A 25,243-nucleotide genomic window follows, 5' to 3' on the forward strand; every position below is an offset into this window, starting at 1 on the left:
AGCGTTAATTCCTTCAGCTTATGCGGTGCGGTTCAACCAGGCCATGTACTCTTTCACGCCTTCGGCGACCGTTTTGAACGGTGCGTCGTAGCCGGCGGCGCGCAGCTTGGTCAGATCGGCCTGGGTGTACGCCTGATAGCGGCCTTTCAGCTTCTCCGGGAACTCGATGTATTCCACAGCGCCTTTCTGGTGGAAGTCCACCACCGCGTCGGCTACCGCCTGGAAGGTTTCCGCTCGGCCGGTGCCGCAGTTGAAGATGCCGGATTTGCCGGTTTCCCAGAACCACAGGTTAACCGCCGCCACGTCGCCGACGTAGATGAAGTCACGCTTGAAGTTTTCGCTGCCGGCGAACAGTTTCGGGTTTTCGCCGCGGTTGATCTGGGTATTCAGGTGGAAGGCGACGCTGGCCATGCTGCCTTTGTGGCCTTCGCGCGGGCCATAAACGTTGAAGTAGCGGAAGCCGCAGATCTGCGAGTCCGCTTCCGGCAGGATCTCGCGCACGTACTGATCGAACAGGAATTTGGAGTAGCCGTACACGTTGAGCGGCGCTTCATACTCACGCTCTTCGATGAACTCTTCGCGGCCGCCGTAAGTGGCGGCGGAGGAGGCATACAAGAACGGGATTTCGCGATCAAGGCAGTAATGCAGCAGGTCTTTGGAGTACTGATAGTTATTGTCCATCATGTACTTGCCGTCCCACTCGGTGGTCGCGGAGCAGGCGCCTTCGTGGAACACCGCTTCGATATCGCCCAGATCGTCGCCGGCCACGATGCTGGCGATAAAGTCTTCTTTATCGATATAGTCGGCGATGTCCAGATCGACCAGGTTGACGAACTTGGTGCCGTCTTTCAGGTTATCCACCACCAGGATATCGCGATATCCCTTGTCGTTCAGTGCCTTAATGATGTTGCTGCCGATCATGCCGGCGCCGCCTGTGACGATAATCATTGGGTTACCCCTGCTAAGCTGCCTGGCGGGGCACAATGCCCCACGCTCAATGGCGGTTATAATAGCATTTCATGCCGCGGCAAACAGCGGAAGGGCTCCGAATATCCCGCATTGCCATTGAAGTCCGCCGTTTGCCGTGATATCTGCTGCAATTTTAATATTCTCTCCCGCGCATTCTCGTCAGTTTGGTTACAAATCAGTAAAATATGCCGCAAATAGCCCAATCCTGGAGATAACCGAATGTCAGCGTCTTTTTATCAGCAGTTGGAACAACAGCTTGCCGCCACGCGCAGTGAAGGGCTGTTCAAGGAAGAACGCATCATCACCTCCGCGCAACAGGCGGATATCGCCGTCGCCGACGGCAGCCATGTGATCAACTTCTGCGCCAATAACTACCTGGGCCTGGCCAACCACCCGGCGCTGATCGCCGCCGCCAAGTCTGGCATGGACAGCCACGGTTTCGGCATGGCGTCGGTGCGCTTCATCTGCGGCACCCAGGACAGCCACAAGCAGCTGGAACAGAAACTGGCGGCCTTTTTGGGCATGGAAGACGCGATCCTGTACTCCTCTTGCTTCGACGCCAACGGCGGGCTGTTCGAAACCCTGCTCGGCCCGGAAGACGCCATTATCTCCGATGCGCTGAACCACGCGTCGATCATCGACGGCGTGCGCCTGTGCAAGGCCAAGCGCTATCGCTATGCCAATAACGACATGACCGAGCTGGCCGCGCAGCTGAAGCAGGCCAAAGCCGACGGCGCGCGTCACATCCTGATCGCCACCGACGGCGTCTTCTCGATGGACGGCGTGATCGCCAACCTGAAAGGGGTTTGCGATCTGGCGGACGAATACCAGGCGCTGGTGATGGTGGATGACTCTCACGCGGTGGGCTTTGTCGGCGCCAACGGGCGCGGCACCCATGAATACTGCGAAGTGATGGGTCGCGTCGATATCATCACCGGTACGTTAGGCAAAGCGCTGGGCGGCGCGTCCGGCGGCTACACCGCCGCCAAGAAAGAAGTGGTGGAGTGGCTGCGCCAGCGTTCGCGCCCGTACCTGTTCTCCAACTCGCTGGCGCCGGCGATCGTCGCCGCGTCGATCAAAGTGCTGGAACTGCTGGAAGAGGGCGATGCCCTGCGCGATCGCCTGTGGGCCAACGCGCGTCTGTTCCGCGAAAAAATGACCGCCGCCGGCTTCACGTTGGCCGGCGCCGATCACGCCATCATCCCGGTGATGCTGGGTGAGGCGAAGCTGGCGCAGGAATTCGCCAATGCGTTGCTCAAGGAAGGCATCTATGTGACCGGTTTCTTCTATCCGGTGGTGCCGAAAGGCCAGGCGCGCATCCGTACCCAGATGTCCGCCGACCACACCCCGGAGCAAATCGAACGCGCAGTGGCGGCGTTTACACGTATCGGTAAGGATCTTGGCGTTATTGCATAAGGTAAAACCATGAAAGCACTGTCAAAACTGAAAGCGGAAGAAGGGATTTGGATGACCGACGTGCCTCAGCCGGAGCTGGGCCACAACGACATCATGATCAAAATCCGCAAAACCGCGATCTGCGGCACCGATGTGCATATCTACAACTGGGACGAGTGGTCGCAAAAAACCATTCCGGTTCCGATGGTGGTCGGCCATGAATATGTGGGCGAAGTGGTGGCGATCGGTCAGGAAGTCAAAGGCTTCAGCATCGGCGATCGCGTGTCCGGCGAAGGCCACATCACCTGCGGGCACTGCCGCAACTGCCGCGGCGGCCGCACGCACCTGTGCCGCAACACCGTCGGCGTGGGCGTGAACCGTCCGGGCAGCTTCGCGGAATACCTGGTGATCCCGGCGTTCAACGCCTTCAAGATCCCGGATAACATCTCCGACGAGCTGGCTTCGATCTTCGATCCGTTCGGTAACGCGGTGCACACCGCACTGTCGTTCGATCTGGTCGGGGAAGACGTGCTGGTGTCCGGCGCCGGCCCGATCGGCATCATGGCGGCGGCGGTGTGCAAACACGTCGGCGCTCGCCATGTGGTGATCACCGATGTTAACGAATACCGCCTGGAACTGGCGCGCAAGATGGGTGTGACCCGTGCGGTGAACGTCAGCAAGGAAAACCTCAGCGACGTGATGGCCGAGCTGGGCATGACCGAAGGGTTCGACGTCGGTTTGGAAATGTCCGGCGCGCCGCCGGCGTTCCGCACGCTGCTTAATGCGATGAACCACGGCGGGCGTATCGCCATGCTGGGCATTCCGCCTTCGGATATGTCGATCGACTGGAATCAGGTCATCTTCAAGGGGCTGTTTATCAAAGGGATTTACGGCCGTGAAATGTTCGAAACCTGGTACAAGATGGCGGCGCTGATCCAGTCCGGTCTGGATTTGACCCCGATCATCACCCACCGTTTCTCGATCGACGAGTTCCAGCAGGGCTTCGACGCCATGCGCTCCGGCAAGTCGGGCAAAGTGGTGCTGAGCTGGGATTAATCTCGGCAAATGTGAAAAGGGCCGGAATTCCGGCCCTTTTTTTATGCTTGCGGTTTGGTTTGCGTCCAGTGCTGCCAATGACGCTTGATGAAAGTCACCGGCGGCGAGGTGGCAATGCTGTCGGCGATAACGCCCAGCGCGGTGCCGGCGTTGGCTTTTTCCTTCGGCGGTTTGACCTTGCACTGCTTGATGCCGCCGCTGAACGGGTTCTTCGGCTGCGGTTTTTGCGGTTTGACCGGCGGGACGTAGCTGCCACCGCCGTTGCCCTGCGGTTCGTTCAGCAGCGCGCTCGGTTTGACCAGTACGATATCGGCGGGCAGCGACGGCAGCATCTGCTGCAGCACCTTCACCGTCGCCGGGCGCGGGTGGCCGATGGCGATGGCGGATCCGTTGCGCCGCGCCAATTCGACCGCGCGGTTGAACTGGCGGCGGATATCGGCTTCGTTCGCGGTATCGTCGAGGAACACCCTGCGTTTGATCACTTTCACGCCGGTGCCGGCCGCGGCGCGGGTCGCCTGGCTGCTGCCGATGGTCATGCTGTCGAGGAAGTACAGGCGGTAGCTTTCGAGCGCCTGCATCACTTTCTGCATGCCCGGCAGGCTGGAGGTCATGGCGCTGCCCATGTGGTTGTTCATGCCGACCGCGTAGGGCACGTTGTTCACTGCGTTGCGGATGATGCGCTGGATCTCGTCGCTGCTCATGGCAGGCTGCAGGGTATCGCGCTCCAGCGGCTGCTTGCTGAGCGGCGCCATCGGCATGTGGATCAAGACTTCGCGGCCCTGGCTGTGGGCGCGGGTGGCCATCAGGCGGGCATGCGGCGCGTTGGGCAAGACTGCGACCGAGATCGCCGTCGGCATTTGCAGCACCGCATTTTCTTCGTGAGGGCGGTAGCCCACGTCATCGATGACGATGGAGAGTTTTCCTGCCTGCGCAGCGTAAACCTGCAGCAGACAGCCGATTAACAAAGCTGTACGGGTTTTGACATAACGCAAATCTATCTTCCCAACCACGGCAGTGGGTTAACCGCCTGTCCCTGACGACGGATTTCGAAATAGAGCGACGGCGTTCCCTGGCCGCCGCTGGTGCCGACCAGTGCGATCGGCTGGCCGGCGCGCACCTGCGCCCCGACGTTGACCAACGCGCTTTGGTTGTAGCCGTACACGCTCATGTCGCCTTTACCGTGTTCGACCACCACCATCAGGCCATAGCCTTGCAGCCAGTCGGCCAGCAGCACGCGGCCATCGGCGACGGCTTTCACTTCGCTGCCTTCGCGGGCTTCGATCACCATGCCTTTCCAGCGTAGCTCGCCCTGCTGCTGCTCGCCAAAGCCGTGCAGCGTGCGGCCGCGCACCGGCCACATCAGCTGGCCGGCCGGACGGCCGAGGCCGCCGGTTCGCGCCATCAGCGAGCGATCGGCTTCGCTAGGTTTGTAGGTGGTACCGGTTTTCTTCGCCTGCTGTTCCTTGATGCGCACCTGTTCGCGCACTTTGGCCGCTTCACGCGCTTCGCGTTCGGCGCGCGCACGGGCTTCGCGCTCCGCCCGAGCGATCTTGTCGCGCATGCGGGCTTCGTTCTGGCGCAGTTCCACCAGGCGTTGTTGGTCTTTTTCCAGCGAAGCTTCCAGCGCGGTCAGCGTTTTCTTGCGGGCGCCGCGCGCCTGCTCCAGCTTCTGCTGCTGTGTCTGTTGTTCGCTCAGTAAGGATTTTTGCTGGCCCTGTTTAGCCACCAGCGTGGTTTTTTGCTTCGCCAGCTCGGCGCGGGTCTGTTTCAACTCTTCGATGGTTTTCTGGCGCGCTTCATTCAGATAGCCGAAATAGGCCAGAATACGTTCGCTGCGCTGGCTTTCTTCACCGCTGAGGATCAGCTGCACGGCGCTGTGCTGCCCTTGCCGGAAGGCGGCGTCGAGCTGTTTGGCGAGGAGGTTTTGCTGGGTCGATTGCTGCTTTTGCAGTTTGGCTATCGAGGCGTTCAGGCCGGAAATGTCCTTGCCCAACTGGGTGAGCGTGCCCTGGGTGTCGCGCAACTGGCGGCTGGCCTGGGCGATGGTTTTTTCCTGTTGACGCAGCTGATCCTGCAGCGAGCTGCGTTGCTGCTGCTGCTGCTTCACCGCTTTTTCTTTCTCGGCGATGCTCTGCTGGATGTCTTTCAGCTGGGATTTATTGTCTTCCGCCGCCTGGCCGGCGAGCGGCAACAGCAAGACGCCAGCGCAAAATACGCTGGCGCACATGGCGGTGAACGTCCTTGGCGCGGTGCGTTCAGGCAGCGGCCGGCTGCCTGCGTTTGCGCTTCGGGTTACCCTTGATAGTGCAAAAAACGCCTTCTCCCTCATGGAGAAGGATTATTCCACGATGAACAGCGGCTTACCAGTCATCTCTTGCGGGATTTCCATTCCCATCAGCGTTAACAGGGTTGGCGCGATGTCCGAAAGCTTGCCGCCTTCGACCGCGCGCGCCGGTTTGCCGACGTAAATCAGCGGCACCGGCAGGCTGGTGTGGGCGGTGTGCGCCTGGCCGGTGGCCGGATCGCGCATCTGCTCGGCGTTGCCGTGATCGGCGGTGATCAGCAGCTGACCGTCGACGTCGCGCACCGCGTCAACCACCTGAGCGATGCAGGCGTCCAGCGTTTCCACCGCTTTGACCGCCGCGTCATACACGCCGGTATGCCCCACCATGTCGCCGTTCGGGTAGTTGCAGATGATGGCGTCGTATTTTCCGCTGCGGATGGCGCTCAACAGTTTGTCGGTCAGCTCGGCGGCGCTCATCTCAGGGTGCAAATCGTAGGTGGCGACCTTCGGCGAATTGACCAGCACGCGGTCTTCCCCTTTGAATGGCGCTTCCACGCCGCCGTTATAGAAGAAGGTGACGTGGGCATATTTTTCGGTTTCCGAGATGCGCAGCTGGGTTTTGTCGTGCTTCATCAGCCATTCGCCGAAGGTGTTGGCCAGCGGCGCCGGCGGATAGGCGCAGGCGGTCGCGATGTCGGCGGCGTACTCGGTCAGCATCACGAAATCGCCGAACTGCACCTGTTTGGCGCGCGGGAAACCGTCGAAATCCGCGTTCACGAAGGCGCGGGTGATCTGGCGCGCGCGGTCAGCGCGGAAGTTCATGAAGATCAACGCGTCGCCGTCCTGCATCGCGGCATCGGCCTCGCCGGCGGCGCGGATCACGGTCGGTCTGACGAACTCGTCGTTTTCACCGCGCTGATAAGCGGCCTGCAGGCCGGCGACCGCATCGTCGGCCACGGAGTCGCCTTTGGCCGCGGTCAGCAGGTCATAGGCCAGCTGCACGCGATCCCAACGGTTGTCGCGGTCCATCGCGTAGTAGCGGCCGATCAGCGAGGCAATGCGCCCGACGCCCAACGCGGCGAAGGCGTCGCGGCAGCGTTGCAGCGGGGCTTCGGCGCTGCGCGGCGGCGTGTCGCGCCCGTCGAGGAAGGCATGCAGATAAATGGCTTTGGCGCCGCGCTGAGCGGCCAGTTTAATCATGGCCAGGATGTGCTCGTCATGGCTGTGCACGCCGCCCGGCGACAGCAGGCCCATGATATGCACCGCCTTGCCGGCCGCCACGGCCTTATCCACGGCGGCGGTCAGCACCGGGTTGGCGAAGAAGTCGCCGTCGGCGATCGCTTTGTCCAACCGGGTCAGATCCTGGTACACGATGCGCCCGGCGCCCAGATTGACGTGGCCGACTTCGGAGTTGCCCATTTGCCCATCGGGAAGGCCGACATCCAGCCCGGAGGCGGCGATCAGCGTATGCGGCTGCTCCCGCCACAGGCGATCCATCACCGGGGTGCCGGCGTTCAGGATCGCGTTGTCCTGCCGCTCTTCACGGTGGCCGTAACCGTCCAGGATCACCAGGACCATCGGTTTTTTGTTGTTCGACATTGCATTGACCTCTTATGAACTTTTTAAGCTGCGAATAGCCATGCGCCCGCCGCAAGCATGGCTATTCGCCCTCGAAAAACCGGCTGATTTTACATCGCCGCCGGCGAGAAATAGCCCAAAGAGATCAAGGTTGCGGCGAATCGCGCGGGCTTTTATGCTCTGACCTCGGGAATTTCTCAGCGCAGCCCGCAGTTTCTACAATCGCGCTTGCTTATTGGCTGTATTTGCCGCACTCGGCAGGTATACTCTGGAACCTTGACTTATTTATCCCTTAACTGACGGGAGTTGTTACACCCCATGCTGCAAGAAATTATGCCATTCGTAAGCAGACACCCGATTCTGAGCCTGGCTTGGATCGCTCTGCTGGTCGCCGTGATCGTCATGACTTTCAAAAGCCGTTTCTCCAAGGTCAAAGAGATCGCCCGCGGTGAAGCTATCCGCCTGATCAACAAAGAAGAAGCCGTGGTGGTCGACACCCGCAGCCGCGACGATTTCCGCCGTGGTCACCTGGCCAGCGCCATTAACCTGACCGCCAGCGAAATCAAAAGCGGCAGCCTGGGCGAGCTGGAAAAACACAAAGCGCAGCCGATCATCGTCGTATGCGCCAACGGCACCGCCTCCCGCGAGCCGGCGGAGAACCTGAGCAAGGCCGGTTTTGAAAAGGTGACGATGCTGAAAGACGGTATCGCCGGCTGGAGCGGAGAAAACCTGCCGCTGGTGCGCGGTAAGTAACCGTTTAACCTATTTGAGGTGGCAATCCATGGCTAACATTGATATCTACACCAAAGCGACCTGTCCGTTCTGCCATCGCGCCAAGGCGCTGTTGAACAGCAAGGGCGCGGCGTTTAACGAGATCGCCATCGACGGCGATAACGCCAAGCGCGAAGTGATGATCGAGCGCAGCGGGCGCACTACCGTGCCGCAGATTTTCATCGACGGCCGGCATATCGGCGGCTGTGATGATTTATATGAACTCGATGCTCGCGGCGGCCTGGATCCGCTGCTTTAAGCAGCTTGCCGGTTCACCGAGTGTCAATAAGGACGTTTAACCAAGGGTATTACTCACATGTCAGAACAAAACAGCACCGAAATGGCTTTCCAGATCCAACGTATCTATACCAAGGATATCTCCTTCGAAGCGCCGAACGCGCCGCAGGTTTTCCAGCAGGAATGGCAGCCGGAAGTTAAACTTGATCTGGATACCGCGTCCAGCCAGCTGGCTGACGAAGTGTATGAAGTGGTACTGCGCGTAACCGTGACGGCGACCTTGGGCGAAGAGACGGCGTTCCTGTGCGAAGTGCAACAGGCGGGCATCTTCTCGGTAGCAGGCATCGAAGGCACGCAGCTGGCGCATTGCCTGGGCGCATACTGCCCGAACATCCTGTTCCCGTATGCGCGCGAGTGCATCACCAGCCTGGTTTCCCGCGGCACCTTCCCGCAGCTGAACCTGGCACCGGTCAACTTTGACGCGCTGTTCATGAACTATCTGCAGCAGCAGGCGGAAGGCGAAGGTGCCGCACCACATCAGGATGCCTGATGAACACCGTCAATGCTTCAATGACTGTTATCGGTGCCGGCTCGTACGGCACCGCATTGGCCATTACGCTGGCGCGTAACGGCCATTCCGTGGTGCTGTGGGGGCACAACCCCGCGCAAATTCAAACGTTGCAGCACGATCGCTGCAATCAGGCGTTTCTGCCCGACGTTCCCTTCCCCGATACCCTGCTGCTTGAAGCCGATTTGGCGCGTGCGCTGGCCGCCAGCCGCGACGTGCTGGTGGTGGTGCCGAGCCACGTGTTCGGCGACGTGCTGCGCCAGCTGAAGCCGCATCTGCGCCCGGACGCCCGCATCGTGTGGGCCACCAAGGGATTGGAAGCGGAAACTGGTCGGTTGCTGCAGGACGTGGCGCGTGAGGCGCTGGGCGAGACGATCCCGCTGGCGGTGCTCTCCGGGCCGACGTTCGCCAAAGAGCTGGCCGCCGGCCTGCCGACGGCGATCGCGCTGGCGGCGACCGATGCGCAGTTCGCCGACGATCTGCAACAGCTGCTGCACTGCGGCAAGAGCTTCCGCGTCTACAGCAATCCCGACTTCATCGGCGTGCAGCTTGGCGGCGCGGTGAAGAACGTGATCGCCATCGGCGCCGGCATGTCCGACGGCATCGGTTTCGGCGCCAACGCCCGTACCGCGTTGATTACACGCGGGCTGGCGGAAATGAGCCGTCTGGGTTCTGCGCTGGGCGCCGATCCTTCGACGTTCATGGGCATGGCGGGGCTGGGGGATCTGGTGCTAACCTGCACGGACAACCAGTCGCGCAACCGTCGCTTCGGCATTATGCTGGGGCAGGGTAAAGGCGTGCAGGAAGCGCAGGACAGTATCGGTCAGGTGGTCGAGGGCTATCGCAATACCAAAGAGGTGTTGGCGTTGGCGCAGCGGCACGGTGTGGAAATGCCGATCACCGAACAGATTTATCAGGTGCTTTACTGCCACAAGGACGCCCGCGAAGCGGCGCTGAGCCTGCTGGGGCGAGCCCGAAAGGACGAAAAACCCAGCGCGTGACATAAAACGATATGTCGGGGCAGCTGAATGCTGACCCCGCAAATGACCTGGGCCGCTTCGCGCTACCGTGTGAAGCGGCCCGTTTGGCAAGGTAAAGGGGTATGTGATGTCGTCAGAAGAGTTGGAACAGGTCTGGAACAGCATTAAATCAGAAGCGCGAGCACTGGCTGATTGTGAACCGATGCTGGCCAGCTTTTTCCATGCGACGTTGCTCAAGCATGAGAATCTGGGCAGCGCGCTCAGCTATATGCTGGCCAACAAGCTGGCCACGCCGATCATGCCCGCCATCGCGGTGCGCGAGGTGGTGGAAGAGGCCTACAAGTCTGACAACCAGATGATCGTTTCGGCGGCGCGCGATATCCTCGCGGTGCGCCTGCGCGACCCGGCGGTCGATAAATACTCCACGCCGCTGCTTTACCTGAAGGGGTTCCATGCGCTGCAGGCTTACCGCATCGGTCACTGGCTGTGGCAGCAAGGGCGGCAGGCGCTGGCGATCTACCTGCAAAATCAAATTTCCGTCGCCTTCGGCGTGGACATCCACCCGGCGGCGACCATCGGTTGCGGCATCATGCTCGACCACGCCACCGGCATCGTGATCGGTGAAACGGCGGTGGTGGAGAACAACGTCTCTATCCTGCAGTCGGTCACCCTGGGCGGTACCGGTAAAACCAGCGGCGACCGTCATCCGAAAATCCGTGAAGGGGTGATGATTGGCGCAGGCGCCAAAATTCTCGGCAATATCGAAGTGGGCAAGGGCGCGAAGATCGGCGCGGGCTCGGTGGTCTTGCAGGCGATACCGCCGCACACCACCGCCGCCGGCGTGCCGGCGCGCATCGTCGGGCGGCCGGAGAGCGATACGCCGTCGATGGATATGGACCAATACTTCAACGGCACCAATCACGGCTTCGAGTACGGCGACGGCATTTGAACGCCGTTTGCGTATCCATTCAGGGGGAGCTTCGGCTCCCCCTGTGTTTTTCAGGCGGCGGTCAGCCCTGCTTAGGGAAGTTGGTGATATCGGTAACGATGTCGTCGATCGCCGCCTTGACGTCATCCGCCGTGACCGGCGTGCTGTCGTTGTTGACGGTTTTACCGTAGGCCTTGCGTACCACTTCCATCACCGTTTTACCGGTATCCTGGTCAATCAGCTCGCCTTCGATATACAGCGCGGTATTTTGCGTCCGGTGCCCGGTAGCCGCCATAGTGCTGGCAACCACCGCCGCGACCGGCACCACCTCATAGAACTTCATGTCTTCGTTTTCGGCCGAAACGGCGGTGATGGCGAGTTTGGCCACCAGAACGCGCGAGCCCGTAGGGCTTGGCAGAATGGTAAAGCGGTTCTGCAGCGCGGTTTTGATTCGCTGGGTCGCGTAGGCCTTAATCTTGTTCAGCGTGTCCTGGCTGACGCGCGCCGTGGGTTTCTCCGCCGGGAAATAGACTACCGGTTGGAAATAGATGCCGCGATAGTTGGATTCCTTGTAGCTTGGATCTACCCAGCGCAGCGTTTTATGACCGCTTGGTGAGGTGGTTTCCTGCAGTTTGCTGTAATCGGACAAGAAGCCCGAATATTGCGACGTTTGGGTGACTTTGGACGAACAGCCCGCCAGCAACAGGCCCGCTGCCAGAACGGCCATGGCAACGCTCAAGCGTTGTTTTTTCATGTGGTTTCCTATGATGAGTGGTGATTACCCTTACAAAACATAGCGCATTATCTGCGCCTCATCGGGCATTTTCGGGGCCGGGCGTGCCCTGCTGCGGCCTTTTTTCAGGATCGTGATGCGCCGCCGGTTTTCGCCGCCAGTGCCGGTGATAAGGCGGCGAGCAAGGCGTCCGCTCTGACCAGCGCCTGGCGTTGCTCAGCTTGCCACCGGGGCAACAAGGGCCAGAGATCCGCCTGATGTTCTGCCTGCAGGCACCAGATCTCCCGATCGTGCCAGTCACCGAGGGCGTTTTGCGCCGCTTTCAGGCTCGCCATCGCGGCGGGAGAGAGGGGAAGGCGCTGCGGATAGGCTTCAGCCGCGTAACGCAGGCGTTTTATCAGCAGCCGCAGGCGATGGCGATCGTAGCCGGTATCGGCCAATGCCCGGCGCAATTGCCGCTGCTGGCGCTGCAGGCGTCTATTCAGGCGGTGTTTGGCGCCGCGCCGCGCGGTGCGGCGAAAGCGGCGCGGCCAGCCGTGCAAAAGCGAGGGAAAGCCGATGAGCTGCGGATGAGCGAGCAGTTGACGGCAGCGGGCCTGAAGTTCGCTCTGGCGCGCGTTGGCCTGCCAGTCGAGGCGATGACGCGCCAGCTCGGCGATCAGCACCTCGAGATCGCGCAGCGGCGTCGTGAGCTTGCCTAATTCGGCGGCGTCCCGATCGAGCCGGGTTGCGCCGGGGCAGCCGCGCAACGGACGCAGCAGGCTGCGAATGCGGCGCAGGCAGACGCGCAAGTCATGCAACGCTTCGCTGTCTTGCGCCTGTTGCAGCCGCAACAGCGCCTCGTTCAGCGCCGATTCGAGCCGGCGAAACTGGGTGACAATCTCTGCGACGAAAGCCATGTGCCGTGCCTGGAAGGGGTTAACCTTTCCAGTATGGCGCGACGTCGCGAATTATGCCTTGATCAGCGCACCGGCATAGTCCAGCTGCCGCCAGGCTTCATACACCACTACCGATACGGCATTCGACAGGTTCATGCTGCGGCTTTGCGCCTGCATCGGGATGCGAATTTTTTGCTGCGCAGGCAGCGCATCGAGGATGTCGGCAGGCAACCCGCGCGTTTCCGGGCCGAACAGCAGGTAGTCGCCGGCCTGGTAGCTGACGGCGCTGTGCGCCGGCGTGCCCTTGGTGGTGAGGGCAAACAGCCGCTGCGGGTTTTCGGCGGCGAGAAAGGCGGCGTAATCGGCATGACGGCTAACGCGGGTGAACTCATGATAGTCCAGCCCGGCGCGGCGCAGGCGCTTGTCGTCCCACGGGAAACCCAGCGGTTCGATCAGGTGCAGATTAAAGCCGGTATTGGCGCACAGGCGGATGATATTGCCGGTATTGGGTGGAATTTCGGGTTCAAATAAAACGATGTTCAGCATGTTGCAGGCCCCTCGTGAACGAGGGGCGCAGGATAGCAAACTCTTACTGTTCTGTCTTAGACGATAGGCGTTGATGATGCAGCGGCAGCCACAGCACCAGCCGCAGACCGCCAAGCGGGCTGTCTTCGGCCTTCACCCAGCCGCGATGCTGATTGACCGCCGCCTCGACGATAGCCAGGCCAAGGCCGGTGCCGCCGGACTCACGGTCGCGCGCCTCATCGGTGCGGTAGAACGGACGGAAGATCTGCTCGCGATCTTCGGCGCTGACGCCCGGGCCGTCGTCGTCAACCTGGATGGTCACGCCCTGATTGTCGGCGCTGAACGCCACGGCGATGCGGGTGTGTGAATACCGCAGGGCGTTGCGCACGATGTTTTCCAACGCGCTGTCCAGCGCGCTCGCGTTGCCGAACAGCGTCCACGGGCCGGGCGGCGCAGCGATCTCCAACTGCTTGCCCATCTGTTCGGCTTCGAAACGGGCGTTATCCAGCACGTCGGCCCACAGTTCGTTGGCCTTCAACTGCTCGCGCGCCAGCTCGCCCTTCTGCTGCCCGCGCGATAGCGCCAGCAGATCGTTGATCATCGAATCCAGCCGTTGCGCTTCGGTTTCGATGCGCGCCAGCTCGTGGCCTTCGCCGTGGCGGCGGCGCATCAGCGCGGTGGCCAGCTGCAGGCGAGTCAGCGGCGTGCGCAGCTCGTGCGAGATGTCCGAGATCAGCCGTTGCTGGGCGTTCATCATGCGTTCCAGCGCGCTGACCATCTGGTTGAAGCTGGCGCCGGTGGCCAGGAACTCCTGCGGGCCGGCCTCCAGTTCTGGATGCTGCTTCAGGTTGCCGCGCGCCACGTCATCGGCGGCGTTCTTCAGCTTGCGAGCCGGTTTCGCCAGGCTCCAGGCCAGCCACAGCAGCAGCGGGGCGCTGATCAGCATGGTGACGATCAGCAGCAGCAGCGGCCGGTCGAACATCAGGTTGATGAAATCGGATTGCGGGCTGTTGGCGGGACGGATCAGGTACAGCTGGTAGTTGTCTTCGCCGTCGCGCACCGCGAACGGCCCGACCAGCTCGACGCGGCCGTACTTTTTCTTCTTGGGATGATCCGAGTTGTCGGATTGGCCGATGAAGTTGCGGACGATCTGCATTTCGTTGCGCTGCGCGCCGATCACCCGGCCTTCGCTGGTGACCAGCAGCAGGCGCTGGCCCGGCGGCGCCCATTTGTCGATGGCGCGGAACAGGCGGCGCCACCACATCAGATCGTTGGCCGGATCGTTTTGCAACTCGGCCTCGACGTGCTGTTCCAGCATCAACCCCTGCCGCTGCTCGCTGTCGAGCAATGAGGTCATCTGGCGGGAGTCGAGCTTGGGCACCATCAGCACCAGCATTAGCACCAGGGCTAACGTGAACCAGAAAATGGCGAAGATGCGTGCCGTCAAACTGTTGATCATGTCGCAGATACCATCAAATAACCACGCCCGCGCAGGGTTTTGAACCACGGATGCCCGTCTTTGCGATCCGGCAGCTTACGCCGCAGGTTGGAGATATGCATGTCGATGGCGCGATCGAACGGGGTCAGGCGTTTGCCCAGCACTTCCTGGCTCAGCAGTTCGCGCGATACCACCTGGCCGAGATGCTGCGCCAGCAGATACAGCAGGGTGAACTCGGTGCCGGTCAGATCCAGCACCTGGCCGTCGAAGCTGGCCTCCTGGCGGCCGGGGTTCAGCTGCAGGCCATCGACATCCAGCGTCGGGGCGCCGCTGTCGACCTGCTGCTGCTGTTCGCTCCAGTTGGAACGGCGCAGAATGGCGCGAATGCGCGCGACCAGTTCGCGATCGTTGAAGGGTTTCGGCAGGTAATCATCGGCGCCCAGCTCCAGGCCCAACACGCGGTCCAGTTCGCTGCCGCGCGCGGTCAGCATGATGACCGGCGTCTGGTGATGTTGGCGCAGTTCTTTCAACGTATCGATGCCGTTTTTCTTCGGCATCATGATGTCGAGCAGCAGCAGATCGACGGAGCTGTCCAGCAGCGACAACGCCTGCTCGCCATCGTGCGCGACGACGATATTAAAACCTTCCATTTCAAGCAGTTCTTTTAACAGCGAGGTCAACTCGCGGTCGTCGTCAACTAACAGAATCTTGTTCATTATGATTTACCTCCAGACGCAAAATACGTCATCAACTGTTGCCATTCCATGACTTTACGTAGTTTTACATGCACTGACGCAGGTTTTCAGGTGTGGCGGTACACTGCTCCTCGTTGATTCGCAAAGTGAGAAAGCTTGAGGAGTTGAAATGCGTAAGGTGACCGCATTAGTTATGGCATCACTGCTGGCAATTGGTTCGACCGCTGCCTTCGCTGCCGACACTATACCGGACACAGCTCAACCTCCCGGCAACGACGCGATGACCCGAGTACCCGGCCAGCACCATATGTTCGACGGTGTCAGCCTCAGCGAACAGCAGCGCCAGCAAATGCGCGATTTGATGCGCCAGGCCCGGCACGATCTGCCTGGTGTCAATGTAGCTGAAATGGAAGCCATGCATAAACTGGTGACCGCAGAGAAATTTGACGAAGCCGCCGTGTATGCCCAGGCGGAAAAGATGGCCCAACAGCAGGTCAAGCGCCAGGTCGAAATGGCCCGGGTGCGCAACCAAATGTATAACCTGCTGACGCCAGAGCAAAAAAGTGTTTTAGACCAGAAACATCAGCAGCGCATGCAGCAGATGGAGCAGCAAATTTCTGGTTTGCAGCAAGCTTCTGCCCAGAAGTGAAGTACGACTGAGTAGTCCCCTGTTTTTCCTTGCCATAGACACCATCCCTGTCTTCCCCGCCATGATGGCGGGGTTTTTTTTATCCGACATTTCGCTATATTGAGCGCCATACCTTTTGACCGGGATCCCTCAATGGAACAGCGCTATGCACGCCTGGTAAAGTCCGCTGCGTTGGCCGCTACCGCGCTGGCGTCGTCGCTGTTGTTGATCAAAATCGTCGCCTGGTACCACACCGGTTCTGTCAGTCTGCTGGCGGCGCTGGTGGATTCGCTGGTCGATATCGCGGCATCGCTGACCAACCTTCTGGTGGTGCGCTATTCGCTGCAGCCGGCCGATGCCGAGCACACCTTCGGCCACGGCAAAGCGGAGTCGCTGGCGGCGCTGGCGCAAAGCATGTTTATTTCCGGTTCCGCCCTGTTTCTGTTTCTCACCGGCTTCCAGCATCTGTATGCGCCGCAAACGCTGCGCGATCCCGGCGTTGGGGTCGTCGTGACGGTGATCGCGTTAGTCAGCACCCTGATGCTGGTCACCTATCAACGCTGGGTGGTCAGAAAAACGCGCAGCCAAGCCGTGCGCGCAGATATGCTGCATTATCAGTCAGATGTCATGATGAATGGTGCTATTCTTATCGCTCTTGGGCTAAGCTGGTACGGCTTCCAGCGGGCGGATGCGCTGTTTGCGCTGGGCATCGGCGTTTACATCCTGTATAGCGCGCTGCGCATGGGCTACGAAGCGGTGCAGTCGCTGTTGGATCGGGCGTTGCCGGATGACGAGCGCCAGGCGATTATCGCCGTGGTTTCCTCCTGGCCCGGGGTGAAAGGCGCGCACGATCTGCGCACGCGGCAGTCAGGGCCGACGCGTTTTATCCAACTGCATCTTGAGATGGACGACACGCTGCCGCTGCGCGAGGCGCATCGGTTGGCCGATCAGGTGGAACAGGCGTTGCGGCACCGTTTTGCGGGGGCGGACGTCATCATTCACCTGGATCCATGCTCCGTGGTGCCGCCGGGTAGGCAGGGGCATTGGGAGCTATAATCAGATAGAGGCACAGATCGAAGTATTATCATGAATATCTGAGTTAGCTCAGCGTGCCATGCGGTGTTTTAACCGTTATATTGCGTGACTTGAATCAATTCAGCTGGGTGTTTTTGATATAATATCCAGCAATAAGCCATAAAGCTGGTTTTCTGCAGCCGGAGAGGTTTCAAGACGAGCGGCGGAGACAGAATTCTTAAGAAATTGCATCTACACAGTTCAGAGGTAGTCATGATCAAGAAAATCGGTGTACTGACGAGCGGCGGTGATTCGCCGGGTATGAACGCTGCAATCCGCGGCGTTGTGCGTTCTGCGCTTTCAGAAGGTCTGGAAGTTTTTGGTATTTACGATGGCTACCTTGGCTTGTACGAAGATCGCATGGAGCAGCTGGACCGTTATAGCGTGTCCGACATGATCAACCGCGGCGGCACCTTCCTCGGCTCGGCCCGCTTCCCGGAATTCAGGGATGAAAACGTGCGCGCCAAGGCGATTGAAAACCTGAAGAATCGCGGCATCGACGCGCTGGTGGTGATCGGCGGCGACGGTTCCTACATGGGCGCCAAACGCCTGACGGAAGAAGGCTTCCCGTGCATCGGTCTGCCGGGCACCATCGATAACGATGTCGCCGGTACCGACTACACCATCGGTTACTTCACCGCGCTGGAAACCGTGGTGGAAGCGATCGACCGCCTGCGCGATACCTCCTCGTCGCACCAGCGTATCTCTATCGTGGAAGTGATGGGCCGTTACTGCGGCGATCTGACGCTGGCGGCGGCGATTGCCGGCGGCTGCGAGTTCATCGTGCTGCCTGAAATCGAATTCAACCGCGAAGATCTGGTGTGCGAAATCAAGGCCGGTATCGCCAAAGGCAAAAAACACGCCATCGTGGCGATCACCGAGCACATCTGCGACATCGATGAGCTGGCGCGCCACATTGAGCAGGAAACCAAGCGTGAAACCCGCGCCACCGTGCTGGGCCACATTCAGCGCGGCGGTTCGCCGGTCGCCTATGACCGCATCCTGGCCTCGCGCATGGGCGCCTACGCCATCGAACTGCTGCTGCAGGGGTACGGCGGCCGCTGCGTCGGTATCCAGAACGAAAAAATGGTGCACCACGACATCATCGACGCGATCGAAAACATGAAGCGTCCGTTCAAGGGCGACTGGCTGGAAACGGCGAAAAAGCTGTACTGATACGCCGCTCACCGCACGACAAAAAAGCCTCCGCTCCTGGGGGCTTTTTTATGCTCGCCGGTGACATATTCCAGAATCATCTATCCCAAAATTTTTTATTCTTTAGTTGCCGGGAAAGTTTCTGGCAGGCTCTGATGCTAAATCAACCGATTGAGGTTGCGCTTAATTTTCTGGGAGAGCCTGTCGATGCGTAAATGGGGTGTAGGTCTGACATTGGTGCTGTTGGCGTCCGGCGCCATGGCGAAGGATATTCAGTTGCTGAACGTGTCATACGATCCGACGCGTGAGTTCTATCAGGCTTACAACACGGCGTTCAGCAAGCACTACCAGGCGGAAACCGGCGACAAGGTGACGGTGCGCCAGTCGCACGGCGGTTCCGGCAAACAGGCGACCTCGGTGATCAACGGCATCGAGGCTGACGTGGTGACGCTGGCGCTGGCCTATGACGTCGACGCTATCGCCGAACGCGGCCGCATCGAGAAAGACTGGATCAAACGCCTGCCGGACAACTCGGCGCCTTACACCTCGACCATCGTCTTCCTGGTGCGCAAAGGCAACCCGAAACAGATTCATGACTGGCCTGATTTAATCAAGCCGGGCGTGTCGGTGATCACTCCGAATCCGAAAACTTCCGGCGGCGCCCGCTGGAACTACCTGGCCGCCTGGGGCTACGCGTTGCATCACAATAACAACGATAAGGCCAAGGCGCAGGACTTCGTCAAAAACCTGTACAAGAACGTTGAGGTGTTGGATTCCGGCGCGCGCGGCTCGACCAACACCTTCGTTGAGCGCGGCATCGGCGACGTGTTGATCGCCTGGGAAAACGAAGCGCTGCTGGCGGAGAAAGAGCTGGGCAAAGACAAGTTCGAGATTATTACGCCGAGCGAATCGATCCTGGCCGAACCGACGGTGTCGGTGGTGGATAAGGTGGTCGATAAACGCGGTACCCGCGAGGTGGCGACCGCCTACCTGAAGTATCTGTATTCACCGGAAGGGCAGACTATTGCGGCGCAGAACTATTATCGCCCGCGCGATGCGGCGGTGGCGGCCAAGTTCGCCGGGCAGTTCCCGCAGCTGAAGTTGTTCACCGTGGATGACACTTTCGGCGGCTGGACCGAAGCGCAGAAGGTGCACTTCGCCACCGGCGGCGTATTCGACGAAATCAGCAAACGTTGATGCCGTTTAAGTGGCAATAAAAAACCCCGGCAAGCCGGGGTTTTTTTATGGCAAGCCTAGGGCAATCAGGCTTTTTTCGCTGCTGCGGCGGCTTTGACGATCACGGCGAAAGCGTCGGCTTTCAGCGAGGCGCCGCCAACCAGCGCGCCATCGATGTCCGGCTGGGAGAACAGCTCTGCGGCGTTCTTGTCGTTCACCGAACCGCCGTACTGGATGATGATTTCAGCGGCAACCGCGGCATCGTGCTTGGCGATGTGATCGCGGATAAATTTGTGCACGGCCTGCGCCTGCGCAGGGGTGGCGGATTTGCCGGTACCGATGGCCCAGACCGGCTCATAGGCGATCACGGTGCCTTTCATCGCCGGTGCGCCCAGCGTTTTCAGCACGGCGTCGATCTGGCGCGCGCACACTTCTTCAGTTTTGCCCGCGGCGTTTTCCGCTTCGGTTTCACCGATGCACAGCACCGGGATCAGGCCGGCTTCTTTCAGCACGGCGAATTTCTCGGCGATGACTTCGTCGCTTTCTTTGTGGTAGGTGCGACGCTCGGAGTGGCCGATGATGATGTACTGGGCGCCGACGTCTTTCAGCATGTTGGCGGAAACTTCACCGGTGAAGGCGCCGGACAGGTTAACGTCCACGTTCTGCGCGCCCAGCGCGATGCGGCTGCCGGCCAGCGCGTGCTTGGCCTGATCCAGATACATCACCGGCGGGGCGATGGCGACGCCACAGCCGTCAACGCTGCTCAGCTCATTGCGCAGACCGGCGATCAGTTCGTTGACCATGTGAGTGCTGCCGTTAAGCTTCCAGTTACCCATAACTAATGGATGACGCATGTTTTTTCCTCCAACTAGGGAACGCGAGAGTCGAAATGACAACTGCCGGACCGGCAGTTTACCTGCCCAACAGTATAGAGATCATTAAGCGCGAAGGCTTTGCTTTTCGTCATTAAATGCCGCGCCGTTACGGCTCGGAAAGCGCCAGCTTAATCGGTTCAACCGCGAAGGTTACGCCTTTATCACCGTTGTCCGAGACGACATAGCGAATGGCGCCGACCTGCTGTTGGTAAAAGCGCGACCCTTTGCCTTTTTCCAGCAGGCTGTTCACCTTGTTCTGGCTCTGCTCCACCGTCAACGCCGGTTCGAACTGGCGCATCAGCGCCGCCATGTAGTTGATGGCGATGGCGCGCGCGGCTTTTTCTTCATTGGCCTGTTGCAGCGGCAGGTGAGTGATCTGCAACGTTTTGATTTTGCCGGTGCCTTTCTCCAGCGCGGTGGAGGCATACAGGTTTTCGTTGAGTTTGCTGGCGGCGCGCGTCAGCAGCGGCGAATCGTCTTCGGTGGCCGGAATGGCGCGGAATTCGCCAATCGGCAGCTTCGGGTTGTCGCGATTGTATTTTTCGCGGAATTTGACCACCGTCAGATCGAACGTCGGTGCGCCGGCCAGCAGGTAAGGTGCGGCGGGCGTTGCATCGGCGGGCGGCGGATTGGCCCAGGCGCTGGCGGCGGCCTGCAACAGACAGGCAATGACGAGGGTTTTTCTCAGCATGGCGTATGGCATCAAGGACAAAGATGGCTCCGATTAAAGCGATAACTCGCGGGCCTTGTCAAAGATCCCGCGCCATTATCGGTTCGCTGACGAGAAAGCTGTGCGGCGCACCGCGTTATGCAAGGCGGAAAACTCGGCCCGGCAGCGCCTATGTTACACTGCGGCGCAGAATATGGGCAGGCTTAGAGCGCAGGAATCGATGACGTTACAACAGTGGTGTTTTTCTTTTAAGGGCCGCATCGGGCGGCGCGACTTCTGGATCTGGATGGGGCTGTGGCTGGTGCTGATGGCGGCGGCGTTTACGCTGGCCAATTATCAATTGATCGCCATCCAATCCATCGCCTTCTTTATCGTGGCGCTGCTGTGGCCGACGGCGGCGGTGCTGGTCAAACGTCTGCACGATCGCAACAAGGCTGGCTGGTGGGCGCTGCTGCTGATCCTGGCGTGGATGCTGGCGGCGGGCAACTGGCAAATGCTGGCGCCGATCTGGCAATGGGGCGTCGGGCGTTTCATCCCGACGCTGATTATCGTGATGATGATGATCGATCTGGGCGCCTTCGTCGGCACGCCGGGAGACAATCGGTTCGGCCCGGAAGCCGAACCGGTGAAGTTCCGCTGATCCCCTTTGGGTTACCAGTAGTGTTCGCTGGTGATGTGGCCCGGTTTGCGGCGCAGGTGTTTGCGCATCTGGCGATGGTCTTTCAGCGTTTGCTGGGTGTCCCGCACCATCTGCGGGTTGCCGCACAGCATCACGTGGCTGGTTTCGGCGTCGATGGTCAAGCCGATCGCCGCTTCCAGCCGGCCGTCCTCGATCAGCGCCGGCACGCGGCCGGTCAGTGAACCGGGCGTTTCTTCGCGGCTGACGACGGTCTGGATGCGCAGCTTGCCGTTGTAGCGTTGCTGCAATTGCTGCATCAGCGGCAGGTAGCTCAGATCGCGCGCAAAACGCGCGGCGTGCACCAGCACCAGGTTGTTAAAGCGTTCCAGGCCGACGCCTTGCTGCAGAATCGATAAATAGGGGCCGATGGCGGTGCCGGTCGCCAGCATCCACAGCGTGTCGCAGTCGGGCACCTCATCCAGCACGAAGAAGCCGGCCGCTTCTTTGGTCACCATGACATCCGACCCTGGCCGCAGCTGATTGAGGCGTGGGCTCAGTTTGCCTTCCGGCACCGTCACCAGATAGAACTCCAGGTTGGCGTCATCGGGGGCATTGACGTAGGAGTAAGCGCGTTGCACTCGTTCGCCGTCGATCTCCAGCGCCAGTTTGGCGAATTGCCCGGCGGTGAAAGGATCGATGGGGGCATTGACCACCAGGCTGAACAGCCCGTCGGTCCATTGTTTTACCTGCGTAACCTTGCCGTTTACCCATTCAGCCATACTCTAAAGCTCCCGTGGTCGAATCAAATAAGCACAATGTCGTGAGCCGGAAATGGCGTGCGTGGTGCGCTCTATCCGGTAGTCGTTGCCGAACAGGCGGTGAAACAGCTGCAGCTCGGAATTGCACAGGCTGCTGCAGTTGGAACTGGCCACGCCGATCGGACAGTGGTTTTCCACCAACAGCGCACCGTACGGATGGTCGAGCAATTCGGCCATGTAACCGTCATGTTGCCGCAGACGCACCAATCGGGCTAACCGCTCTTGGTGGCTGCGCTCGGCGGACAGCTCTTCGGCATAACGCAGATAAAGCTGCTCTTCGCGCGCGCTCAGCAACGGTTCCACGCCGGCGCCGCCAAACAGCCGCAGCGCGGATGCCCGCAGCCGTTCCTGATCGGCGGCCGCAAAAGCGTGCCCTCGCGCTGTCAGCGACCAGTAGCGCGTCGGGCGGCCGACCTTGCTGCGCGCTTCTTCGTAACAAACCAACTCACGTTTTTCCAGGGATTGCAGATGTTGTCGGATGCCCATCGGCGTGATGTCCAGACGCTCCGCCAGCATTTTGGCCGAGTGCGGGCCGAGAGCCTTTAACTGCAATAAAATCAGCTCAGGTGTTTTCATGAACCAAATCCCTATGGTGTTATTTTATTTCAAGTTGATGAAAATAATTATCGATTAAATGCTAAAGCGCAGCTACTGCAAACGCGCTAATTTTTACCCCCAAAGCGTTAGACGTACAGTTTAATTTACGAGCCTGGTCGGGTTTGCTGCCAGTGTGACCTGGATCAATATTTGTCTGAAACTCGCTAAAAAAATCAGATTTGATTAGCTTATGCCGCCATAGAGGGCTGCTCGCCGTTCTGGCTGCTGCAACGGCCATACCGGGACGCTGTGACGAGTTGAAACGTTAACGAAGATAATGAGAAAACTAGAGAATTTTCACCTGCTGGTGATGCTTATCCTGTTGGTCGCCGTCGGCCAGATGGCGCAAACCATTTATGTTCCCGTGATTGCTGATATCGCCCACGATCTGTCGGTTCGCACCGGCGCTGTGCAACGGGTGATGGCGGCGTATCTGCTGACCTACGGTTTCTCCCAGCTGATTTACGGGCCGATATCGGATCGTATCGGGCGTCGCCCGGTGATCCTGACCGGCATGATGATCTTCCTGGTCGGTGCGCTGGGCGCACTGCTGTCCACCAACCTGACGATGCTGGTTGCCGCCAGCGCGATTCAGGGCATGGGCACCGGCGTGGCGGGCGTGATGGCGCGCACCATGCCGCGCGATCTGTATGCCGGCACCGCACTGCGCTACGCCAACAGCCTGTTGAACATGGGGATTTTGGTCAGCCCGCTGCTGGCGCCGGTGATCGGCGGCGCATTGGCGATGGTGTTCGGCTGGCGCGCCTGCTACGCCTTCCTGCTGGGGCTGTGCGCCTGCGTCGCCTTCGCCATGTTCCGCTGGCTACCGGAAACGCGTCCGGTGCAAACGGAAAAACGTCGCATGCTGGCCAGTTTCCGCCAGTTGCTGGGTGACAGCACCTTCAGCTGCTATCTGGTGATGCTGATCGGCGCGCTGGCGGGGATTGCGGTATTCGAGGCCAGCTGCGGCGTGTTGATGGGCGGCGTGTTGGGACTGAGTGGGCTGACCGTCAGCATCCTGTTCATTCTGCCGATCCCGGCGGCGTTTTTCGGCGCCTGGTACGCCGGGCGCGACGGCAAGACCTTCCACACGCTGATGTGGCATTCGGTGATTAGCTGCCTGCTGGCGGGGGCGATGATGTGGATCCCGGGCTGGTTCGGCGTGATGAACATCTGGACGCTGATCGTGCCGGCCGCATTGTTCTTCTTCGGCGCCGGCATGCTGTTCCCGCTGGCGACCACCGGGGCGATGGAGCCGTTCCCTTACCTGGCCGGCGCGGCGGGCGCATTGGTAGGCGGCATGCAGAACATGGGGTCCGGTCTGGCGACCTGGCTTTCCGCCATGCTGCCGCAAACCGGGCAGTTCAGCCTCGGCTTGCTGATGTTCGCGATGGCGCTGCTGATCCTGCTGTGCTGGTGGCCGCTGTCCAATCGTATGCAGCATCAAGGACATACCGCATAACGACAGGGCGCCATTCGGCGCCCTGTTTCGTTACAGCAGAAACTCGTGCAGCGCCGGGTCTTTGCGATCCAGATAGTGGGTCGAACGTATACGGCGGATGGTGCGCGACTTGCCGCGGATCAGCAACGTTTCGGTGGTGGCCATGTTGCCCTGGCGGCTGATGCCTTCCAGCAAATCGCCCTTGGTGATGCCGGTGGCGGAGAAGATCACGTTGTCGTTGCGCGCCATCTGATCCAGACGCAGCGCCTGGCCGGCTTCGATACCCATCTCCCGGCAGCGGGCCAACTCTTGTTCGCCGATGCGGCGGTTTTCGGCGCTGTCGCCTTTCACCTCATGACGCGGCAGCAAACGCGCCTGCATGTCGCCGTCCAACGCGCGGATCACCGCGGCTGAGATCACCCCTTCCGGCGCGCCGCCGATGCCGTACATCACATCGACCTCGCTTTCGGGCATGCAGGTGAGAATGGAGGCCGCCACGTCGCCGTCAGGAATGGCGAATACTCGCACGCCCAACTGTTGCATCTGCGCGATGACGCCGTCGTGGCGCGGTTTGGCCAATACGATCACCGTCAGCTGCGACAGCGGTTTGCCCAGTCGTTCGGCGACGTTCTGCAGGTTCTCCGCCAGCGGCCGGTTGAGATCGATGGCGCCGCGCGCCGCCGGGCCGACTACCAGCTTCTCCATGTACATGTCCGGCGCGTGCAGGAAGGTGCCGCGATCGCCCACCGCCAATACCGCCAGCGCGTTGGACTGGCCCATGGCGGTCATGCGGGTGCCTTCGATCGGATCGACCGCGATGTCGACCGCGTCGCCTTGGCCGGTACCGACCTGCTCGCCGATATATAACATCGGCGCTTCGTCGATCTCGCCTTCGCCGATCACAATGCGCCCATCGATATCCACTTTGTTGAGCATGATGCGCATGGCGTGGACCGCCGCGCCGTCGGCGGCGTTCTTGTCGCCGCGCCCCAGCCATTTGTAGCCCGCCAGCGCGGCGGCTTCGGTAACGCGGGAGAATTCGATGGCTAATTCACGTTTCATGGCAAACCTGTCTGTGAGAAAGGGAAGAAAATATCGACAAAGTCTATCACAGCGCGGTGGCGGCAGGGCGGGGCAAAAAAAAGCGCCGCCCGC

At 60.3% G+C, this 25,243-nt stretch carries 27 protein-coding genes; 13 read left to right on the forward strand and 14 right to left on the reverse strand.

Features of this window, described 5'->3' with window-relative positions; all coding sequences use genetic code 11:
• Positions 1-18: 18 nt before the first annotated feature.
• The gene (rfaD, locus tag ACMGGK_RS24325) at positions 19-948 is read right to left on the reverse strand and encodes an ADP-glyceromanno-heptose 6-epimerase (RefSeq protein ID WP_016929696.1); all 930 of its coding nucleotides are present in this window, start codon (positions 946-948) and stop codon (positions 19-21) included.
• 240 nt (positions 949-1,188) lie between these two features.
• Between rfaD and kbl the strand changes: the two genes are divergently transcribed.
• On the forward strand, positions 1,189-2,385 hold the full coding sequence (gene kbl, locus ACMGGK_RS24330; RefSeq protein WP_004931154.1) for a glycine C-acetyltransferase: 1,197 nt from the start codon (positions 1,189-1,191) through the stop codon (positions 2,383-2,385).
• Positions 2,386-2,394: 9 nt separating this feature from the next.
• Positions 2,395-3,420 (forward strand): L-threonine 3-dehydrogenase, encoded by a 1,026-nt coding sequence (gene tdh / locus ACMGGK_RS24335; protein ID WP_016929697.1) that lies wholly within the window; start codon positions 2,395-2,397, stop codon positions 3,418-3,420.
• A gap of 41 nt (positions 3,421-3,461) precedes the next feature.
• Here tdh and ACMGGK_RS24340 read toward each other — a convergent pair whose 3' ends face one another.
• Genes ACMGGK_RS24340 through gpmM form a run of 3 tightly spaced genes read right to left on the reverse strand, consistent with a single transcriptional unit; the run spans position 3,462 to position 7,303 of the window.
• A complete protein-coding gene (locus tag ACMGGK_RS24340; protein ID WP_164053498.1) occupies positions 3,462-4,412 on the reverse strand; it encodes a divergent polysaccharide deacetylase family protein in 951 nt (316 codons plus the stop codon).
• Positions 4,413-4,414: 2 nt separating this feature from the next.
• Positions 4,415-5,749 (reverse strand): murein hydrolase activator EnvC, encoded by a 1,335-nt coding sequence (envC, locus tag ACMGGK_RS24345; RefSeq protein WP_028128084.1) that lies wholly within the window; start codon positions 5,747-5,749, stop codon positions 4,415-4,417.
• A 9-nt stretch (positions 5,750-5,758) separates the two neighbouring features.
• Positions 5,759-7,303 (reverse strand): 2,3-bisphosphoglycerate-independent phosphoglycerate mutase, encoded by a 1,545-nt coding sequence (gpmM, locus tag ACMGGK_RS24350; RefSeq protein ID WP_420277404.1) that lies wholly within the window; start codon positions 7,301-7,303, stop codon positions 5,759-5,761.
• Positions 7,304-7,600: 297 nt separating this feature from the next.
• On the opposite strand from gpmM, the gene ACMGGK_RS24355 reads away from it, so the two are divergent.
• The 5 genes from ACMGGK_RS24355 to cysE all read left to right on the forward strand — a co-directional run bounded on the left by ACMGGK_RS24355 (position 7,601) and on the right by cysE (position 10,787).
• On the forward strand, positions 7,601-8,035 hold the full coding sequence (locus ACMGGK_RS24355; protein ID WP_016929700.1) for a rhodanese-like domain-containing protein: 435 nt from the start codon (positions 7,601-7,603) through the stop codon (positions 8,033-8,035).
• 28 nt (positions 8,036-8,063) lie between these two features.
• The gene (grxC, locus tag ACMGGK_RS24360; RefSeq protein WP_004931142.1) at positions 8,064-8,312 is read left to right on the forward strand and encodes a glutaredoxin 3; all 249 of its coding nucleotides are present in this window, start codon (positions 8,064-8,066) and stop codon (positions 8,310-8,312) included.
• Positions 8,313-8,369: 57 nt separating this feature from the next.
• On the forward strand, positions 8,370-8,840 hold the full coding sequence (gene secB / locus ACMGGK_RS24365) for a protein-export chaperone SecB (RefSeq protein WP_004931139.1): 471 nt from the start codon (positions 8,370-8,372) through the stop codon (positions 8,838-8,840).
• Positions 8,840-9,859, forward strand: a complete 1,020-nt coding sequence (gene gpsA / locus ACMGGK_RS24370; protein WP_016929701.1) for an NAD(P)H-dependent glycerol-3-phosphate dehydrogenase — start codon at positions 8,840-8,842, stop codon at positions 9,857-9,859. Before secB ends, gpsA begins: the two co-directional genes overlap by 1 nt.
• Before the next feature lie 106 nt (positions 9,860-9,965).
• A complete protein-coding gene (cysE, locus tag ACMGGK_RS24375; RefSeq protein WP_004931135.1) occupies positions 9,966-10,787 on the forward strand; it encodes a serine O-acetyltransferase in 822 nt (273 codons plus the stop codon).
• Between the two features lie 61 nt (positions 10,788-10,848).
• Here the strand turns inward: cysE and ACMGGK_RS24380 are convergent, their stop codons facing one another.
• From ACMGGK_RS24380 to cpxR, 5 genes are all read right to left on the reverse strand, one after another.
• The gene (locus tag ACMGGK_RS24380; protein WP_063991313.1) at positions 10,849-11,520 is read right to left on the reverse strand and encodes a DUF3313 domain-containing protein; all 672 of its coding nucleotides are present in this window, start codon (positions 11,518-11,520) and stop codon (positions 10,849-10,851) included.
• Between the two features lie 104 nt (positions 11,521-11,624).
• Positions 11,625-12,398 (reverse strand): CHAD domain-containing protein, encoded by a 774-nt coding sequence (locus ACMGGK_RS24385; protein WP_420277407.1) that lies wholly within the window; start codon positions 12,396-12,398, stop codon positions 11,625-11,627.
• 51 nt (positions 12,399-12,449) lie between these two features.
• Positions 12,450-12,923, reverse strand: a complete 474-nt coding sequence (trmL, locus tag ACMGGK_RS24390) for a tRNA (uridine(34)/cytosine(34)/5-carboxymethylaminomethyluridine(34)-2'-O)-methyltransferase TrmL (RefSeq protein WP_004931130.1) — start codon at positions 12,921-12,923, stop codon at positions 12,450-12,452.
• A gap of 43 nt (positions 12,924-12,966) precedes the next feature.
• On the reverse strand, positions 12,967-14,361 hold the full coding sequence (gene cpxA, locus ACMGGK_RS24395; protein WP_015379421.1) for an envelope stress sensor histidine kinase CpxA: 1,395 nt from the start codon (positions 14,359-14,361) through the stop codon (positions 12,967-12,969).
• Positions 14,358-15,056 carry an envelope stress response regulator transcription factor CpxR gene (cpxR, locus tag ACMGGK_RS24400; RefSeq protein WP_004931124.1) on the reverse strand — a complete coding sequence of 233 codons (699 nt, stop codon included), beginning with the start codon at positions 15,054-15,056 and terminating at the stop codon, positions 14,358-14,360. Before cpxR ends, cpxA begins: the two co-directional genes overlap by 4 nt.
• A gap of 148 nt (positions 15,057-15,204) precedes the next feature.
• On the opposite strand from cpxR, the gene cpxP reads away from it, so the two are divergent.
• From cpxP to ACMGGK_RS24420, 4 genes are all read left to right on the forward strand, one after another.
• On the forward strand, positions 15,205-15,684 hold the full coding sequence (gene cpxP, locus ACMGGK_RS24405; protein WP_016929705.1) for a cell-envelope stress modulator CpxP: 480 nt from the start codon (positions 15,205-15,207) through the stop codon (positions 15,682-15,684).
• A gap of 132 nt (positions 15,685-15,816) precedes the next feature.
• Positions 15,817-16,719: a CDF family cation-efflux transporter FieF gene (gene fieF, locus ACMGGK_RS24410; RefSeq protein ID WP_033639141.1), complete on the forward strand. Its 903-nt coding sequence runs from the start codon at positions 15,817-15,819 to the stop codon at positions 16,717-16,719.
• 231 nt (positions 16,720-16,950) lie between these two features.
• A complete protein-coding gene (pfkA, locus tag ACMGGK_RS24415; protein WP_004931116.1) occupies positions 16,951-17,913 on the forward strand; it encodes a 6-phosphofructokinase in 963 nt (320 codons plus the stop codon).
• Positions 17,914-18,099: 186 nt separating this feature from the next.
• Positions 18,100-19,089 (forward strand): sulfate ABC transporter substrate-binding protein, encoded by a 990-nt coding sequence (locus ACMGGK_RS24420; protein ID WP_028128085.1) that lies wholly within the window; start codon positions 18,100-18,102, stop codon positions 19,087-19,089.
• A gap of 65 nt (positions 19,090-19,154) precedes the next feature.
• Here the strand turns inward: ACMGGK_RS24420 and tpiA are convergent, their stop codons facing one another.
• Both tpiA and ACMGGK_RS24430 read right to left on the reverse strand, forming a co-directional pair.
• On the reverse strand, positions 19,155-19,922 hold the full coding sequence (tpiA, locus tag ACMGGK_RS24425; protein ID WP_004931113.1) for a triose-phosphate isomerase: 768 nt from the start codon (positions 19,920-19,922) through the stop codon (positions 19,155-19,157).
• Between the two features lie 127 nt (positions 19,923-20,049).
• On the reverse strand, positions 20,050-20,634 hold the full coding sequence (locus tag ACMGGK_RS24430; protein WP_016929709.1) for a DUF1454 family protein: 585 nt from the start codon (positions 20,632-20,634) through the stop codon (positions 20,050-20,052).
• A 199-nt stretch (positions 20,635-20,833) separates the two neighbouring features.
• On the opposite strand from ACMGGK_RS24430, the gene ACMGGK_RS24435 reads away from it, so the two are divergent.
• Positions 20,834-21,253 carry a DUF805 domain-containing protein gene (locus ACMGGK_RS24435; protein WP_016929710.1) on the forward strand — a complete coding sequence of 140 codons (420 nt, stop codon included), beginning with the start codon at positions 20,834-20,836 and terminating at the stop codon, positions 21,251-21,253.
• Between the two features lie 11 nt (positions 21,254-21,264).
• Here ACMGGK_RS24435 and fpr read toward each other — a convergent pair whose 3' ends face one another.
• Both fpr and ACMGGK_RS24445 read right to left on the reverse strand, forming a co-directional pair.
• Positions 21,265-22,011, reverse strand: coding sequence for a ferredoxin--NADP(+) reductase (fpr, locus tag ACMGGK_RS24440; protein WP_004931107.1), 747 nt, complete (start codon positions 22,009-22,011; stop codon positions 21,265-21,267).
• Between the two features lie 3 nt (positions 22,012-22,014).
• Complete coding sequence (locus ACMGGK_RS24445) at positions 22,015-22,626, reverse strand: helix-turn-helix transcriptional regulator (RefSeq protein ID WP_420277410.1); 612 nt, start codon at positions 22,624-22,626, stop codon at positions 22,015-22,017.
• Positions 22,627-22,924: 298 nt separating this feature from the next.
• Here ACMGGK_RS24445 and emrD point away from each other — a divergent pair, with 298 nt between their 5' ends.
• Positions 22,925-24,109 (forward strand): multidrug efflux MFS transporter EmrD, encoded by a 1,185-nt coding sequence (gene emrD, locus ACMGGK_RS24450; protein ID WP_028128087.1) that lies wholly within the window; start codon positions 22,925-22,927, stop codon positions 24,107-24,109.
• Positions 24,110-24,139: 30 nt separating this feature from the next.
• Here the strand turns inward: emrD and glpX are convergent, their stop codons facing one another.
• Positions 24,140-25,150, reverse strand: coding sequence for a class II fructose-bisphosphatase (gene glpX / locus ACMGGK_RS24455; RefSeq protein ID WP_016929713.1), 1,011 nt, complete (start codon positions 25,148-25,150; stop codon positions 24,140-24,142).
• Between the last annotated feature and the right edge of the window lie 93 nt (positions 25,151-25,243).

This window comes from Serratia sp. BNK-33-b, assembly GCF_048684565.1.
Lineage (GTDB): Bacteria > Pseudomonadota > Gammaproteobacteria > Enterobacterales > Enterobacteriaceae > Serratia > Serratia marcescens.

Coding starts and splice junctions, on each gene's coding strand:
- rfaD (WP_016929696.1), bottom strand. CDS start 948: ATGATTATCGTCACAGGCGGCGCCGGCATGATCGGCAGCAACATCATT.
- kbl (WP_004931154.1), top strand. CDS start 1,189: ATGTCAGCGTCTTTTTATCAGCAGTTGGAACAACAGCTTGCCGCCACG.
- tdh (WP_016929697.1), top strand. CDS start 2,395: ATGAAAGCACTGTCAAAACTGAAAGCGGAAGAAGGGATTTGGATGACC.
- envC (WP_028128084.1), bottom strand. CDS start 5,749: ATGAGGGAGAAGGCGTTTTTTGCACTATCAAGGGTAACCCGAAGCGCA.
- gpmM (WP_420277404.1), bottom strand. CDS start 7,303: ATGTCGAACAACAAAAAACCGATGGTCCTGGTGATCCTGGACGGTTAC.
- ACMGGK_RS24355 (WP_016929700.1), top strand. CDS start 7,601: ATGCTGCAAGAAATTATGCCATTCGTAAGCAGACACCCGATTCTGAGC.
- grxC (WP_004931142.1), top strand. CDS start 8,064: ATGGCTAACATTGATATCTACACCAAAGCGACCTGTCCGTTCTGCCAT.
- secB (WP_004931139.1), top strand. CDS start 8,370: ATGTCAGAACAAAACAGCACCGAAATGGCTTTCCAGATCCAACGTATC.
- gpsA (WP_016929701.1), top strand. CDS start 8,840: ATGAACACCGTCAATGCTTCAATGACTGTTATCGGTGCCGGCTCGTAC.
- cysE (WP_004931135.1), top strand. CDS start 9,966: ATGTCGTCAGAAGAGTTGGAACAGGTCTGGAACAGCATTAAATCAGAA.
- ACMGGK_RS24380 (WP_063991313.1), bottom strand. CDS start 11,520: ATGAAAAAACAACGCTTGAGCGTTGCCATGGCCGTTCTGGCAGCGGGC.
- ACMGGK_RS24385 (WP_420277407.1), bottom strand. CDS start 12,398: ATGGCTTTCGTCGCAGAGATTGTCACCCAGTTTCGCCGGCTCGAATCG.
- trmL (WP_004931130.1), bottom strand. CDS start 12,923: ATGCTGAACATCGTTTTATTTGAACCCGAAATTCCACCCAATACCGGC.
- cpxA (WP_015379421.1), bottom strand. CDS start 14,361: ATGATCAACAGTTTGACGGCACGCATCTTCGCCATTTTCTGGTTCACG.
- cpxR (WP_004931124.1), bottom strand. CDS start 15,056: ATGAACAAGATTCTGTTAGTTGACGACGACCGCGAGTTGACCTCGCTG.
- cpxP (WP_016929705.1), top strand. CDS start 15,205: ATGCGTAAGGTGACCGCATTAGTTATGGCATCACTGCTGGCAATTGGT.
- fieF (WP_033639141.1), top strand. CDS start 15,817: ATGGAACAGCGCTATGCACGCCTGGTAAAGTCCGCTGCGTTGGCCGCT.
- pfkA (WP_004931116.1), top strand. CDS start 16,951: ATGATCAAGAAAATCGGTGTACTGACGAGCGGCGGTGATTCGCCGGGT.
- ACMGGK_RS24420 (WP_028128085.1), top strand. CDS start 18,100: ATGCGTAAATGGGGTGTAGGTCTGACATTGGTGCTGTTGGCGTCCGGC.
- tpiA (WP_004931113.1), bottom strand. CDS start 19,922: ATGCGTCATCCATTAGTTATGGGTAACTGGAAGCTTAACGGCAGCACT.
- ACMGGK_RS24430 (WP_016929709.1), bottom strand. CDS start 20,634: ATGCTGAGAAAAACCCTCGTCATTGCCTGTCTGTTGCAGGCCGCCGCC.
- ACMGGK_RS24435 (WP_016929710.1), top strand. CDS start 20,834: ATGACGTTACAACAGTGGTGTTTTTCTTTTAAGGGCCGCATCGGGCGG.
- fpr (WP_004931107.1), bottom strand. CDS start 22,011: ATGGCTGAATGGGTAAACGGCAAGGTTACGCAGGTAAAACAATGGACC.
- ACMGGK_RS24445 (WP_420277410.1), bottom strand. CDS start 22,626: ATGAAAACACCTGAGCTGATTTTATTGCAGTTAAAGGCTCTCGGCCCG.
- emrD (WP_028128087.1), top strand. CDS start 22,925: ATGAGAAAACTAGAGAATTTTCACCTGCTGGTGATGCTTATCCTGTTG.
- glpX (WP_016929713.1), bottom strand. CDS start 25,150: ATGAAACGTGAATTAGCCATCGAATTCTCCCGCGTTACCGAAGCCGCC.